Consider the following 15685-nt stretch of genomic DNA (forward strand, 5'->3'; position numbering starts at 1 on the left):
ACGATGCTAATTGTTATATTTTCGGTGATGTTATACCACTATATTAAGATTACAATCTTTGAAAATATAGTCCAAAGTCTAACTTTGGAGGCTAAGAATATCTCTGCAATGAAAGAGAATGAAAGTCTTGAGTATAAAAATAGTAATTTTGATCTAATTAAAATAGTCTTAAATGATAATAATCTCACTCGACCTGAATTTGTCTCAACTAAAGATATTAATGCTACATATTTAACGCTATATTATCCATATCAAAACCGTCTTTTAGTATTAACTAAAAATACTAGCGAGTATAGTTTAATAGTAGATCAAATTTTAGTTGATATTTTAATCATTAATGCCACAGCAATATTTTTAATTTTATTTTATGCGCTATTTTTATCTAGAATGTTGCTAGCGCCTCTTCGTTCGTTTTGTCTAAAGCTTGGGCAGTTAAATGAGAGATTTCTTCAAGAGGTTGAAACAGATGAGCTTCCGGTTGAATTTAAGCCTTTGGGTGATGGAGTAAATAGATTAATTGGTAGGATTTTGACCTTTGTACAGTATCAAAAGGAGCTTTTTATCGGAGCTGCGCATGAGTTAAAAACACCACTAGCGGTAATGAAAACTAAAAATGAAGTTACCCTTATTAAAGAGCGTGATACTCAAAAATATATTGAAACGCTAAAAAACAATAATGAAGCTATAAATCAGATGAATAAAATGATTAGCTCGATTTTGGAGATTGGCAGACAAGAAGGCGCACAGTTTGAACAACCAGTGATGACTGATATGATTGCTTATATAAATGAGATTGGTAATAATTTCTTAATTCTTGCAAAAGGTGATGATAAAAATATTAGAATGAGTTTGCGCCCTCATAGTCTTAAGATTATGATCCAGCCAACTCTATTTTTACATGTATTGCAAAATTTTGTCCAAAATGCAATTAAATTCTCTCCAAAAGGTGCCACGATTGAGATAAATTCTACACTCGCAAACGGTGAATTTATCGTTCGTGTGATTGATGAAGGGATTGGGATTGATGAGAGCAAGGATCTTTTTGCTCCATTTAAGCGCTATGGAAATAGCAGCGGGGCTGGACTTGGATTGTTTTTAGCTAAAGGAGCAGCACAAGCACTTGGCGGAACGATTGAGCTGCGTAATCGCATAGATAGAAGCGGAACGATAGCGACACTAACGCTACCTATACGAAATAGTAAATATAAAAAATAAATTTAAAAGAGATTTAATGTCAAAAAGAGTTGCAGTTATTGACCTTGGATCAAATTCGGCTAGAATGGCGATATTTGAACGAACTAGTAGGCTTGGGTTTTTTATTCTTCGTGAGTATAAGGTAAAGGTACGTCTTGGCGAGGGCGCTTATGAGCGTGGTGGAGTATTGCAGCCTCAAGCAATGGATAATGTTTTACATGCATTTAGTGAATTTAAGCATTTTTTGAGAATTTATAAGGTTAGCAAGGTTTTATGTACCGGTACTTCAGCCTTGCGCGATGCACCAAATTCGAATATCTTTATTAATATGGTAAAAAGGCAGCTAGGATTAAATTTGCGAGTGATCAGTGGAGATATGGAGGCTTTTTATGGAGGGCTTGCAGCGCTAAATTTACTTAGCCCTCTAAATGAGGCTACTACGATTGACATTGGAGGCGGCTCGACTGAGTTAGCTAAAATCAAAGATGGCAAAATCGTAGATATCATTTCGCTTGATATTGGTACAGTTAGATTAAAAGAGCTATTTTTTGATAAGGGAGATATAGATGGAGCAATTAAATTTACTCAAGAGATAATTGCTAAAATTCCATCGCACTTTATAAATGAAAATATAATAGCAATTGGTGGAAGTTTGCGAGCTATATCTGGTGCGATTATGCAGTTGCAAAATCATCCAATTAGATTAGTGCATAATTTTACTTATGAGTATAAAAATTATCTGAATTTAATTAGTAAAATTGCTACAGATAAGGAATTTGATCTAAAGAATATAGCCATTAAAAAAGATCGATTTGATACTATTAGGCAAGGGGCGTTAATTTTTAGCACTGCTGCTAGAGCGCTTGAGGCTAAGATGGTCTATACTAGTGGTGTTGGGATTAGAGAGGGAGTATTTTTGGCTAATCTTCTAAGACCAAATTTAAAATCCAAAGAGTTAATTCAAATGCCGCAAATGCATAAAATTGCTTTTCCAAAAGGTTTTAATCCAAGTCTTAAAAGTCTACAAGATCGCTTTGCTAAGCGTGATAATAGCATAACTACAAGATATGCAAAGATGCTATTTAAAATTTTAGCTCCTATTCATAAGATTAATTTAGATTATCAAAATGAGTTAATAATCGCTTCAAAGCTATATAATATTGGTAGAAGTATTGGATTTTATTCTGAAAATGCTCATAGTGGATATTTGGTTAAAAATGCATTAAATTACGGCTACACACATCAGCAAAAGGCGCTAATCGCTGCTATGATCGAGTATCAGGGTAAGGCTATAAATAGTCTTGGTGAATTTGAAAAATTGCTTCCTAGTATTGATGTAGTTAGATGGCTTAGCTTTATTCTTGGACTTGCTGGAGCATTGAGCCTTAGTCCAAATATTAGCTTTGAATTTAGTTCAAATACTTTATATATTAAAGGTGCAAAGAATTTTTTTATGTTAAAAAATGAGATAAGAAAACTAATAAAGCCCGAGATTTTTGTGATTTCGTTTGAGTAGGTTGAATTTGATAGATATCAAATTCAACCAAATACCTTAAAATCTTCTACCAATTGTAAATTCAAAGCTACTTGTGTCATCGCCTTTTTTATCATCGATAGCTTGAGCGTAAAATAATTGAAGTGGTCCAATAGGAGTAATCCACTCAATCCCAGCACCTGTGCTAGAACGCTTAATCTCATTAATATCACTATGACCAATCATACCATAATCATAGAAAATCACTCCACGCATTTTAAGGCGATTAATGATTGGAAAGCTTAGTTCAAATGAGTTATTGAAGCTGATTTTGCCGCCAGTTTCAATGATTTCACAACCATTTACTACAGTGCCATTACTATTTTTAGGATTGCAGATTTTTTTCTTTGGTGTAACTGATCTGCTATCATAACCTCTAATTGAGCTAATTCCACCTAAAAATAGCTTTTCATTAATAGGCAATTTTGAGCTATCATCATTATAAATATATCCAAATCCAGATTTATACCGTAAAATCAAATCCATATCTATATAGTCTTGTAAGCCTTGATAAATATTAAATGTAGTTCGGTTTTTGATAAACTCCATATCGCCTCCAAGGCCGGCATACTCTAGGCTAGTTGATGCAATGATACCACTTCGTGGGACATAGTAATCATCGGTATTGTTAAATGATATACTAGGAGTTAATGCGCTTTTGATATTTACGCCATTTTGATATCCAGCATCTCTATAAAATGCATCTAGCCCCTCTATCTCGCTACGCTCAATTTGGTAGCTTAAATATGCGTTTATATATCTGCCTAATTGTCTTCCGCCTATAATATTAGCTCCATAGTTTTGCTCATCATACTCATCCCAGCTATAATCATTAGCAAACAGCCCCCCGCCAAGACTATAAGCTGAGTCATTTACACGTGGATTGGTTAAATTTATATTTCCACTTAATGTATCATCGCTTTTATCAACCATAATGCTACCTTTATATCCAGAGCCAAATACATTTGAGTCGCTTACTCCGGCATTTAATAGCAATCCATCGCTACTTCCATAGCCTATACCGCCTACAATGCTACCAGTTGAGGTTTCTTTTACGGCTATTTCTAAGTCGATTTGGTCTTTATCTACACGTTTTTCGATTATCTGGACATCTTCAAAATATCCACTTCTTTTTAATGCATTTTTAGAGTCTATAAGATCGGTTTTATTATATAAATTCCCTTCTGTTAAATATAGCTCACGCCTAATAATCCGGTCAGCTGTACGATCATTTCCGCTTATTATTACATCTCTTATATATACCTTTTCTTCAGGAATTACCTCATAGACTATATCAGCGGTATAATCGCTATTTTTTGTAATATTTGGATGAACTTTTACATAGGCAAAGCCCTTATTTGCTACTATATTTTCTAGAGTGCTAATATCTAATTTCATCCATGATGAGTTTAATATATCACCCTTTTGCAGCTTAAAATCATCAATTATTTCAGCTGTATCAAGTTCTAAAAACTCAGGCGCTTTAATACTAATTTGATTAGTTTTATAAATTTCACCTTCACTAATATAATAGGTCAGATCAGCTTTGTAATTATCAAAATGAGCGTTTAAATTTGGTGCTGAGACGCTAGCATCTAAGTAGCCTTTTTTTAGATATTCATCTTGAATTTTGGTGCTATCACCTGGAAGTTCGTAAATTTTAGCTTTGCCATCATTTAATCCCCACATCCATCCCATAAATTCTCTACTCTTATTTGCTACGGCTGGTTCGATATCTGAATAATCTAATGCTTTAGCTCCTACTAAATTTACATTTTCGATTATGATATTTTCACCACGATTTACTGTTAGAGTTATATGAAGTGAGTTTTTATTCTCATTTATTGGTGCAATATCGGTAGTTACAACAGTATCAAAATATCCACGAGCTTCATAAAATTGACGAATTCTTACCTTAGTATTTTCTAGAGCAAACTCGTCATACATTTGACCTTTTTTGATATCTATTATTTGTTCAATGGATTTTTGATCATTTGTAACAACACCATTAATATCAATTTTAGCAATTACTGGCTTTTCGACTAAATTTACTATTATATTGCCTGCATTTTCTTCAATAGTAATATTTTCAAAATACCCTTGTTTATATAAATTTATAATAGCACGATTAGCGATCTCATCACTAAAATTACTACCAACTTTTAGCCCACTAATATCAGTTGCACTCTCATTAGAGAGATGTAAAAGACCGTTAAATGTAATACTCTGAATCTGAGTAGCCTCCAAAGCGGCTGCTACAATAAAGCTTGAAAGTACTGCTTTTTTCATAAAATTACCTAAAAATAAAATGGGTAAAATGGTATCATAAATATTTTTAACTTTTGATTAAGTAGCCTTTTGGACTAAATTTGATATAATCGCACGCTAAAAATTTCTAAGGAAACACTATGCATGTAGGGATTATTGGACTTGGGCTTATTGGCGGGTCTTTAGGTTTAGCGCTAAAAGATATGAAGCTTATTGCCAAGGTTAGTGGATATGATTTAGATAAAAATAATGAAAATGATGCACTAAATTTAGGGCTTGTTGATGATATTATAAGCTTTGAAGAGATGAAAAAAAGCTGCGATATGATATTTTTAGCAATTCCAGTTGAAGCTATTATTAAGGTTATGCAAAACTTAAAAGATATCCCAAGCAATACTACAATTGTTGATCTTGGTTCAACAAAAGAGCAGATTTTACACTCATGCCCAACTGAAATTAGGAGCAATTTTGTTGCAGCTCATCCTATGGCTGGAACAGAAAATTCAGGACCAAAGGCTGCTTTTAAAACTTTGTTAAATGGCGCTGTAGTAGTAGTTTGTGATGATAAGAGTGCTGGAGAATTTCATGTTAAAAGAGTTGTTGAGATTTTAAGTCATGCTGGAATGAAGATTGTATTTATGGATTCAAAAAGTCACGACCATCATGTAGGAATTATCTCACATTTACCACATGTGATTAGCTATAGCTTGGTAAATTCGACTCTAAAAGAGGAAAATAAACGAAATATTTTACTTTTAGCAGCTGGTAGCTTTAGTGGAATGGCAAGAATAGCAAAATCTAATCCACAAATGTGGAGTGATATTTTTAAGCAAAATAAAGATAATCTTTTAGAAGCAATTACATCATTTAAAAATGAACTTGAAATTTGCGAAAATATGATAAAAAATGAGAAGTGGGATGAGTTAAAAGAGTGGATGGAGACTGCACGCGCTTTAAGAGAGATACTTTAATACTATTTATTGAATTTATTTAGATAGAATTTTGCGATTTAAATTTAGTAAAGGATAGTTGTGAGAGGTTCAAAGGTTAAAACTTTTATATTTGCATTGATTTTTATCGGACTTATTTTTGGTGTTGTTGGAGTATTAAACTCAAATTCAATGGATCCAGAACCACCAAAAATATCTATCAATAATGAAATTTACTGGAATCAAAAGACTCCAATTGATCTAAATATTAGTGATAATGGTACACTACAATCATTTAAAGTTACATTAGTAGATGGACAAAGCGCTCATATTATAATGGATGAAAAATTTAATGAACCACAAAATCAAGCACAGATAAATTTAAAATTTCCAAAAAGTCTAATTTTAGATAAAAACCGTGCATATGAGCTATTAATAGAAGCAAAGGATTCTAGCTTTTTAGGTGGAAATGTAGCTAGTAAAAAGGTAAATTTAATAATCGATAGTAAAAATCCTCAAATTCAACTCATAAACCAATCATATAAAATTACTAAAGGTGGCTCAGCGGTTGTAGTTTTTAAAGCAGTTGATGAGAATTTGCAAAGTGTTTATATCCAAAGCGGAGATCGAATTTTTAAACCAACTAAATTCGTAAAAGATGGTTACTGGGCTTCTTTGCTCGCATGGGATTTACAAAGCCCAAATTTTAAAGCTAGAATTGTGGCTGTAGATAAAGCCGGGAATAAGAGTTTCTCAAATATTGGCTACTATTTGCAAGATCGTAAATATAAAGAGTCTAGAATTGCTTTGAATGATAGATTTTTAGATGGTAAAATTGATGAGCTAGCCAACCAATATGCTCAAAATTATTCAGAGCTTGATAGGCTTGCAAAGTTTAAATTTGTAAATGAAACTCTAAGAGATTCAAACGAAGATATAATTCATAAGATAACTTCAGCAGTACCAGAAGAGATTATAGATAGCTTTTATATTGAACCATTTTATCCGCTTAGAAATGGTGCAGCAGTGGCAAGTTTTGGAGATCATAGATTTTATACCTATAATGGAGAAGATGTAAGTCAAAGCTGGCATATGGGGCTAGATCTTGCTAGTACAGCGATGGCATCAATTGATACACAAAATGCAGCCTTTGTGGCATATAATGATTTAAATGGAATTTATGGTGAGAATATTATTTTATATCATGGATTTGGACTTTATACACTTTATGGGCACTGTAATGGTACTTCGGTTAAACCTGGTGAGCATATTGGAGCTAAGCATATAATTGGTAAAACTGGCACTAGCGGATTAGCGCTTGGCGATCATTTGCACTTTGGGGTGTTAATTCAAGGCGTTGAGGTTAGGCCTGAGGAGTGGATGGATAGAAAATGGATGAAAGATAATATCTATGATATTTTAAATTCAGCCAAAAAAGCGATAAAAGGCTGAAATTTTAATATTTTTTAATCCTTTTAGGATTATAATTTGCAAAATTTTAAGGAATATTGTGAAACAAAGAACTATAGGAAAACGAGTAGAAGGAGTCGGAATTGGTCTTCACAAAGGTGAGCCAATTAAGCTGATTTTAGAGCCTTTAGAAGCTGATAGCGGAGTGGTATTTTATAGAAGTGATATGGCTACAAGTTTTAAAGCTGAGCCAAGTAGTGTATTAAATACTCAGATGGCTACAGTAATTGGCAATGAAAAAGCTACAGTATCGACTATTGAACACCTAATGAGTGCGATAAATAGCTATGGAATTGATAATATCAGAGTTATTTTAGATGCAAATGAAGTGCCAGTGATGGATGGAAGTGCTATTAGTTTTTGTATGATGCTTGATGAGGCTGGTATAGTCGAGCTAGAAGCTGATAAAAAAGTAATAGTAGTTAAACGCGAAGTAGAGGTACGTGAGGGCGATAAATATGTCAAGCTCACTCCATCAACTAATCCAAAATTTAACTATACAATTAAATTTGAAAATCCAGTAATTGGTTTGCAAAGTTATACTTTTGAATTTAGTAAAGAAAATTTTATAAACCAAATAGCAAGGGCTAGGACTTTTGGATTTTTAAAAGATGTACAAAAACTAAATTCAATGGGACTAGCTCTTGGTGGAAGCCTTGATAATGCTGTAGTAATAGATGGTGGTAAAATTTTAAATCCTGAGGGGTTAAGATTTGAAAATGAATTTGTCCGCCATAAAATTTTAGACGCAATTGGCGATATAAGCTTACTTGGAGCGCCTATGATTGGAGATTATGAAGCTTTTGCTGGAAGTCATGATTTAAATCATAAATTAACTGTAGCACTATTAAGCGATGAGAAAAATTATGAGATTATAACTCTAAGTGAAGCAACACAAAAAGAGTATGAAAAGGCATTTGCATAAAAAAGGTTGATATATTAGTAATTTGCCTTAGTTCACCCTTGCTTGTGGGTGTATATTTAGGTGGAAATTTAATTGAGCAGATTAAGAGCGATGAAAAAGCAAGCGAATCTTTAGGAGAGATTTTGGGTTTGCTAAGTGCTAAATTTGAGATTGGTAAAATTATTTATGCTAATGGGCCAGGAAGCTTTATGGGGCTAAAGGTTGCTTATTTGACACTTTGTACTTTTTGCGTGGCTCGTGGGTTAGAGTTTTATGGAGTTGATGGATTTGCTTTAAATGGAGCTAAACCAATTAGGGCCAATAAAAATATGAGTTTTGTGCTAAAAAATGGGACTATTAGCCTACAAAGAGTTGAGCCGTATGAATTTGAGTTGCCAATAAGTTTAGATGGTTTGGAGTTAATAGTTGATGCGTTGCCAAATTATGTTATAGATGCAGTTTAGGAGATTATAATGACGATATTTACACCAGCAACAAGTGCGAATTTAGGACCTGGATTTGACTCTTTGGGTCTAGCTTTAAAGCTTTATAATGAGGTTAGCATCACTGAACAAAAGATTAGCTCTATTAATATTATAGGCGAGGGAAGCGATAAAATTGCTCTTAAAAAAAATAATACATTTGTGAATATTTTTAATGAAACTATTGCTAGCTTAAATGGTAAGAGTTTAAATTATAAATTTAACTTTGTAAACAATATTCCCTTTTCAAGAGGACTAGGAAGTTCTAGTTCAGTTATAGTTGGCGCTATTGCAGCTGCTTATTATATTGCAGGATTTAAGGTTGAGCGTAGCGTAATTTTGGATAAAGCTTTACAGTATGAAAATCATCCTGATAATATTTCGCCAGCCGTTTGGGGTGGATTTACAGTAAATATTGTTAGTGGCGATTCAGTTTTTACTCAAAGAACAGATATTGATTCAAATTTAAAAGCTGTGGTTGTTATTCCAGATGAGCCGATGAATACCAAGCAAAGCCGTGGCAAACTCCCAGCAAACTACACAATGAGTGAGTGTGTAAGCAATCTTAGTCATGCTGCTTATTTAAGTAGCTGTTTTATTAAAAAAGATTATGATAATTTACGTCTTGCAAGCATTGATAAAATGCATGAAGAACGCAGAATGAGTGCTTTACCAGAGCTTTTTAGGGTTAAAGAAGTAGCATATGCTAATGGTTCTTTAATGAGTACACTCTCAGGAAGTGGATCAAGCTTTTTGAATTTAACCTATGATGATAGAGCGCAAGCTTTAGCGCAGGCTTTGCAGAGCGAGTTTAGTAAATTTAGGGTTGTAATTTTAGATATTGACAACGATGGATTTAATATAAAAAGCTAAAAATAAAGAAAACTAAGATATAATAGTGCGAAAATTTCATAAACCTATTAGAATGTGCGTGGTTTGCAAGAGTAGATTTTACCAAGATGAGCTTTATAAATTCCGATCAGTAAATGGTGAAATAGTATTAAATTTATGCAATGCTAGATCATTTTATGTTTGTAAAATTTGTATAGAAAAAGATGCAAAAGAGCTAAGAAAACCACTTGCAAAATTTGGAAAAAATAGTATAAATTTAAAGGAGATAATAGTCAATGGCAAAGATTAGAATTCACGAAATAGCAAAGGAGCTAGGGTCATCGTCTAAAAAAATTTTAGAGAAGGCAAAAGAGCTAGGCTTTGCGGTGACTACTGTCTCAAGCGCTGTAAGTCCAGAAGATGCTGCAAAGCTTTATGATTATGTCCAATCTGGTATAATTCCAGAGGCTAAATCAGCTAAAAAGCCAGTAGTTAAACAGCCGCTAAAAGAGGAGTCAAAACCAACTATAAAAGATGAGTCACTCAAAACTCAGCCAGTACCTGAGCCAGTAAAAGTAGTGGCTGTAGAGTCAAAACAGCAGCCAGAATCCAACCAAAAAGATGAAGCAAAACCTGAGAGTCTAGCAAATTCAAGTATAAATAAAAGGCGTGGCTTAGTAATTGTTAAAAAGAAAAAAGACGAACAGCCAAAAGTAGAAAAATCTAGTAGCCCAACAATGATAAATAATAAAGCACTTGAATCTATGTTTGGTAGTGGTGAGGAGAGTTTTAAAAAGAAGAAAAAAGATAAAAAACAATTTCAAGCCACTAAAAAAGAGAGTTCATCAAAGCTTGATTTAATGGGTCTTAGTGAATTTGGCGATGATATTGTAATCGATGATGAAGATGTTGTAGTATTGCCAGACCTCACAGTAAAACCGATTGAAACTGAAAGGACTCAAACTACTAAAAAACCTCTAAATGTTTATAAACCTGCGCAAAATAATGGATTTAATTTTGAAGGCGGAATTCAAAGAAGTAGTCGTAAAAAACATAAAAAAGTAGTAAAAGATACTCAAAATGAGAGTGTTGTAAGCGTAGATATACCAAAAGAGATTAGATTATATGAATTTGCTGATAAAATTAAAAAATCTCCGAGTGAAATTATTGGTAAGCTATTTATGCTTGGTAAAATGACTACCAAAAATGATTTCTTAGAAGAAGATGAGATTGAGATTTTAGGTGCTGAGTTTGATATTGAGATTAATATCGTAGATACTCAAGAGGAGTTTGATTATGTTAAAGCTTATGAGGACGAAGATGATCTACACGCTGAATCTAGAGCTCCAGTAGTAACTATTATGGGTCATGTCGATCATGGCAAGACAAGTTTGCTTGATTATATTCAAAACTCTAGAGTAGCAAGCGGTGAGGCTGGTGGTATTACTCAGCATGTTGGCGCTTATATGGTTGAAAAAAATGGTAAAAATATTACTTTTATCGATACCCCAGGACATGAAGCATTTACAGCTATGAGAGCTAGGGGTGCAAGCGTAACTGATATTGTTATTATAGTAGTAGCTGCTGATGATGGCGTCAAGCCTCAAACTAAAGAGGCTATTGCTCATGCTAAAGCTGCTGGTGTGCCTATAATAATTGCTATTAATAAAATGGATAAAGAGAGCGCAAATCCAGATTTAGTAAAAACTGGTTTGGCAGAACTTGAGATTATGCCTACAGAGTGGGGTGGAAGTCATGAGTTTGTACCAGTATCAGCTAAAACTGGTATGGGTATAGAGGATTTACTTGAGATTGTGCTTTTACAAGCTGAAATTTTAGAATTAAAAGCTAATCCAAATAGAGAAGCTAAAGCTACAATTATAGAGAGTTCGCTGCAAAAAGGCCGTGGTCCAGTTGCTACTGTAATAGTAGAAAATGGAACTTTAAAAGTAGGCGATACTATAGTAGCTGGTGTAGCATATGGAAAAGTAAGAGCTTTAAGCGATGATAAGGGTAGAAATTTAAAATCTATTAGACCTGGCGAATGTGGTGTATTAATCGGACTAAGCGAAGTGCCAGAAGCTGGAGAGACTTTAATTAGCGTAAAAAGTGATAAAGAAGCACGTGAATATGCTCAGAAAAAATATGAATATCTTCGTCAAAAAGAACTAAGTAAATCTACAAAAGTAACAATTGATGAATTAAGTGCAAAAATAGCAGAAGGTGAGCTAAAAAATTTACCTGTAATTATAAAAGCAGATGTTCAAGGCTCACTTGAAGCGATTAAAGCTAGCCTTGAAAAATTAAGAAATGATGAGATTAAGGTAAATATTATTCACTCAGGTGTTGGTGGTATCACTCAAAGCGATATCTCATTAGCAAGCGCAAGTCAAAATTGCGTTATATTAGGCTTTAATATTAGACCAACTGGAGAGATTAAAGAAAAAGCTAAAGAAAAAGCTGTAGAGATTAAAACTTATAATGTAATCTATAATCTTTTAGATGATGTGAAAGCCCTACTAAGTGGCTTAATGAGTCCAGTAATTACTGAAGAGGATTTGGGTCAAGCAGTAATACGTCAAGTAATCAATGTACCAAAAATTGGTCAAATCGCTGGTTGTATGGTAACTGAAGGGATAATTAGCAGAGGTGCTAAAATCCGTGTTATTCGTGATGGCGTTGTGGTATTTGAAGGTAATATTAGCTCACTTAAACGCTTTAAAGATGATGCCAAAGAGGTAGCTAAAGGCTATGAATGTGGTGTAGGTATTGAGGGTTATAATGATATGAGAGAGGGCGATTATATTGAAAGTTATAAGGAAGTAGAAAATAGGGCTGAAATATGAATCCGGCTGAGTTAAAGAGACTTCGCACCCAAAGTATATTAAAAGAGCTTATTCCTGAGGCTTTAAGTACTCTTGAAGATGAGTATCTTAAGGGGCTTTGTGTTACTGATGTTGAATGTAAAAGAGGAAGATATGATGCATTTGTCTATTTAGACAAAATGAGTTTTGATGAGAAGGAGCAAGCCTATATCCTTTCTCATCTTAAAAAGGTAAGTCGCCATATTCAAAATCACTGTATGGCAGCTGAGGGTTGGTATAGATCGCCAAATTTTCATTTTGTATTTGATGATAGATTAAAATATCAAAATCATATGGATGCTTTATTTGCCAAGGTTGCAGATGAGCTACAAAAGGGTAAAAAGTGAATTTACAAGAGTTAGAAAAGCTAGTAGAAGGCTGTGGCGTAGCTTTGTATGATACGGAGGTAGCTAGCGAAAATGGTCGTCAAATTTATAGAGTTTATATAACTAAAAGCAGTGGCGTGAGTTTAGAAGATTGCGAAGCAGTAAGCAAACTCTTATCGCCTATTTACGATGTAATGCCTCCAGTTAGTGGAGATTGGATTTTAGAAGTTTCTAGTCCTGGCCTTGAGAGAAAACTTAGCAAGCCAGAACATTTTGCTAAAAGCATATCTGAGATGGCAAAGATTATATTAAACGATAAAAGCGAGATAGTTGGCACAATAGTAAGTACAAATGGCGATGATATCGTAATTAATGATGGCAAACAAAATATAAATTTAAATTTTAATAATATAAAAAAAGCTAAAACCTTTATCCAGTGGTAAGTATGGGCGATGAGTTTTATCTATCTTTAGCCATTGATAAGGCATGGGATTGTCAGCTATTGACATATCCCAATCCTGCAGTTGGAGCTGTGGTATTAGATGAAAATGGTCAGATTTTATCTGTTGCCAATCATCAAATGGCTGGCTTGCCTCATGCTGAATTAAATGCAACAAAGCAAGCTTTAGAGGCGAAAGATAGCAGATTAAAAGAGCTATTTGCCACCGCAAAAAATACAAATGATCTATATAATTTAATAATTAAAAATCATCAAAATTTACTTAAAAACTCTACATATTATGTAACGCTAGAACCTTGCGCACACCAAGGCAAAACACCTCCATGTGCAAATTTAATTCTTGCTATGGGTGCAAAGCGTGTGGTAATTGGCTCAAGGGATTATGGAGAACACGCTAAGGGTGGGGCTGAGTTTTTAGCTCAAAATGGTGTTGAGGTAAAGCTTGATGTGTGTAAAGCTAGGTGCGATGAGCTTCTTGAGCCATTTTTAAGGTGGCAAAGTGGAAATTTTACCTTTTTTAAGATTGCCTTAACTCAAAATGGCGTAGCTACTGGTGGAGTGATATCAAATTTAGCCAGTCGTACTCATACTCACCATCTTAGAGCGCTTGCTGAGCTGATGGTAGTTGGTGGGGCTACAGTTTGCACAGATAGACCAACACTGGATGCTAGGCTAATTAGTGGGCGTGCACCAGATATTTTAATCTACTCATCTAAAACTGAATTTGATTTACAAATACCGCTTTTTAATATACCAAATCGTAAAGTTGAAATCTCAAATTCGATAGAGTCGGCTTTTAAAAAGTCATTTGTAATGATTGAAGGTGGTGAAAATTTCTTACGAAATTTAGATTCTAGAGTAGATTGGATTTTGATTTACCGCTCAAATGAGTTTAAGAGTATGCGTGGTATAAGCTTAGATTTTAGGCTTAAGATTATGCATAAAACTACACTTGGCGATGGAGAGCTTTTGTGGTGCAAGAGACTAGATTTAGGAATTAATGCGTGAAATATATAACTATTTTTGGCTCAGCCAGATTAGATGCTAGCAGTGAACATTACCAAAAAGCATATAAAATAGCCAAAGCTTTGGCAGCTACTGGATATGGGGTTATCACTGGCGGTGGTGGCGGCATTATGGAGGCGGCAAACCGTGGAGCATTTGAAGCTAGAGGGGATAGTATAGGGATAAATGTTATATTGCCAAATGAGCAACAGCTTAATTCTTATTGCACCAAATCGCAGACATTAAATAGTTTAAGCGAGCGAAAAAACGCTCTAATAAAAGATAGTTTTGCTTTTATTATTTTTCCTGGTGGTTTTGGAACGCTTGATGAGGCTTTTGAGGTTATTACATTGGCGCAGGCAAGGCTTAGAGATCATAAGGTGATTTTTGTTCAAAGAGATTTTTGGGAGCCACTATTTAGCTTTTTAGATAATCTTGTGAATTTGGGTTTGGTTAATAAAAATAGCTATTATAGCGCTGATAATATAGATGAAATTATGGATATTTTGCTTTTATAGCATAAATATTAAGCAGTACTAGCTTATTGTTATATTATATCAATTTACTTGGATTATACAAGACAAATTTGGCTAAATAAGTTTTAAAAATTTGTATTTTTAAGATAAAATTATTAAGATTTTGTATAAGATTATATTTACTCAAACTAATTCTAAATTTATATAATATACTATTTAAATATATTATATAAATTTTTACTATCTCGTTTTATTATATTTAGAAATATTTTGTATAATTATCAAAAAATAGTGATAAAAGGATTATTTTGAAAGTATTAATAGCATTAAGCGGTGGCGTAGACAGTTCGATGAGTGCCAAATATTTACAAGATCAGGGTTATAGTGTAGTAGGTTGCTATATGAAGCTACACGGCAGAGAGGATTACCATAGACATAATATTGAAAATGTCAAAAAAGTATGTGAGTTTTTAGGGATAGAGACTCATGTTTTAGATCTACAAGAGACTTTTAAAAAAGAGGTTTATGATCTATTTGTCAATTCATACAAGGATGGAATTACACCCAATCCATGCGCTCACTGTAATCGCTTGATTAAATTTGGTGCACTTTGGGAATTTGCTAGGAGTCTAGGCTGTGATAAAATCGCAACTGGTCATTATGCTAGAATAGAAAATGGTTTAATAAAATCTGCTATTGATGAGACTAAAGATCAAAGTTATTTCTTAGCCAATCTTGACCCGCAAATTTTACCTTATATCATTTTTCCACTTGGAGATAAGCTCAAAGTCGATATAAAAGCCCAGGCTTCGCAAATACCACAGATTGCATCGTTGGCTTCGCAAAAGGAGAGTAGTGAGATTTGTTTTGTTGAGACTACATATATTGATGTTTTAAAGCAGCACTATAATACCAATCTTCCAGGTATTGTTCGTAATTCAA

General features: G+C 33.7%; 15 protein-coding genes. 14 read left to right on the forward strand and 1 reads right to left on the reverse strand.

Going from position 1 to position 15685, the window contains the following annotated elements; translation table 11 throughout:
• Positions 1 to 3: 3 nt before the first annotated feature.
• Both J6V67_RS04305 and J6V67_RS04310 read left to right on the forward strand, forming a co-directional pair.
• A complete protein-coding gene (locus tag J6V67_RS04305) occupies positions 4 to 1215 on the forward strand; it encodes a sensor histidine kinase KdpD (RefSeq protein ID WP_291859270.1) in 1212 nt (403 codons plus the stop codon).
• 16 nt (positions 1216 to 1231) lie between these two features.
• Entirely contained in the window at positions 1232 to 2710 is a 1479-nt protein-coding gene (locus J6V67_RS04310; RefSeq protein WP_291859273.1) for a Ppx/GppA phosphatase family protein, read from the forward strand.
• A 36-nt stretch (positions 2711 to 2746) separates the two neighbouring features.
• Here J6V67_RS04310 and bamA read toward each other — a convergent pair whose 3' ends face one another.
• Positions 2747 to 5017 carry an outer membrane protein assembly factor BamA gene (gene bamA / locus J6V67_RS04315; RefSeq protein WP_291859276.1) on the reverse strand — a complete coding sequence of 757 codons (2271 nt, stop codon included), beginning with the start codon at positions 5015 to 5017 and terminating at the stop codon, positions 2747 to 2749.
• A gap of 119 nt (positions 5018 to 5136) precedes the next feature.
• Here bamA and J6V67_RS04320 point away from each other — a divergent pair, with 119 nt between their 5' ends.
• The 12 genes from J6V67_RS04320 to J6V67_RS04375 form a co-directional block, all read left to right on the forward strand.
• Positions 5137 to 5967 carry a prephenate dehydrogenase gene (locus tag J6V67_RS04320; protein ID WP_291859278.1) on the forward strand — a complete coding sequence of 277 codons (831 nt, stop codon included), beginning with the start codon at positions 5137 to 5139 and terminating at the stop codon, positions 5965 to 5967.
• A gap of 60 nt (positions 5968 to 6027) precedes the next feature.
• Positions 6028 to 7377, forward strand: a complete 1350-nt coding sequence (locus J6V67_RS04325; RefSeq protein WP_291859281.1) for a M23 family metallopeptidase — start codon at positions 6028 to 6030, stop codon at positions 7375 to 7377.
• Positions 7378 to 7435: 58 nt separating this feature from the next.
• Complete coding sequence (lpxC, locus tag J6V67_RS04330; RefSeq protein WP_086225367.1) at positions 7436 to 8320, forward strand: UDP-3-O-acyl-N-acetylglucosamine deacetylase; 885 nt, start codon at positions 7436 to 7438, stop codon at positions 8318 to 8320.
• Between the two features lie 44 nt (positions 8321 to 8364).
• The gene (locus tag J6V67_RS04335; protein ID WP_291859286.1) at positions 8365 to 8763 is read left to right on the forward strand and encodes a glycoprotease; all 399 of its coding nucleotides are present in this window, start codon (positions 8365 to 8367) and stop codon (positions 8761 to 8763) included.
• 9 nt (positions 8764 to 8772) lie between these two features.
• Positions 8773 to 9654 (forward strand): homoserine kinase, encoded by an 882-nt coding sequence (gene thrB, locus J6V67_RS04340; protein WP_291859289.1) that lies wholly within the window; start codon positions 8773 to 8775, stop codon positions 9652 to 9654.
• Positions 9655 to 9679: 25 nt separating this feature from the next.
• Positions 9680 to 9922, forward strand: coding sequence for a DUF448 domain-containing protein (locus J6V67_RS04345; RefSeq protein WP_201789857.1), 243 nt, complete (start codon positions 9680 to 9682; stop codon positions 9920 to 9922).
• A complete protein-coding gene (gene infB / locus J6V67_RS04350) occupies positions 9909 to 12458 on the forward strand; it encodes a translation initiation factor IF-2 (protein ID WP_291859295.1) in 2550 nt (849 codons plus the stop codon). Before J6V67_RS04345 ends, infB begins: the two co-directional genes overlap by 14 nt.
• On the forward strand, positions 12455 to 12823 hold the full coding sequence (gene rbfA / locus J6V67_RS04355) for a 30S ribosome-binding factor RbfA (protein ID WP_291859299.1): 369 nt from the start codon (positions 12455 to 12457) through the stop codon (positions 12821 to 12823). The genes infB and rbfA overlap by 4 nt, the downstream gene beginning before the upstream one ends.
• Positions 12820 to 13245 carry a ribosome maturation factor RimP gene (gene rimP, locus J6V67_RS04360; RefSeq protein ID WP_291859302.1) on the forward strand — a complete coding sequence of 142 codons (426 nt, stop codon included), beginning with the start codon at positions 12820 to 12822 and terminating at the stop codon, positions 13243 to 13245. Before rbfA ends, rimP begins: the two co-directional genes overlap by 4 nt.
• A 2-nt stretch (positions 13246 to 13247) precedes the next feature.
• A complete protein-coding gene (gene ribD / locus J6V67_RS04365; RefSeq protein ID WP_291859305.1) occupies positions 13248 to 14270 on the forward strand; it encodes a bifunctional diaminohydroxyphosphoribosylaminopyrimidine deaminase/5-amino-6-(5-phosphoribosylamino)uracil reductase RibD in 1023 nt (340 codons plus the stop codon).
• Positions 14267 to 14785, forward strand: a complete 519-nt coding sequence (locus J6V67_RS04370; protein WP_291859309.1) for a TIGR00730 family Rossman fold protein — start codon at positions 14267 to 14269, stop codon at positions 14783 to 14785. Before ribD ends, J6V67_RS04370 begins: the two co-directional genes overlap by 4 nt.
• Before the next feature lie 266 nt (positions 14786 to 15051).
• Positions 15052 to 15685, forward strand: a 634-nt coding sequence (locus J6V67_RS04375) for a 7-cyano-7-deazaguanine synthase (protein ID WP_291859312.1), incomplete at its 3' end; no start/stop codon positions are given.

Source organism: Campylobacter sp., from assembly GCF_017646085.1.
Classification (GTDB): Bacteria; Campylobacterota; Campylobacteria; order Campylobacterales; family Campylobacteraceae; genus Campylobacter.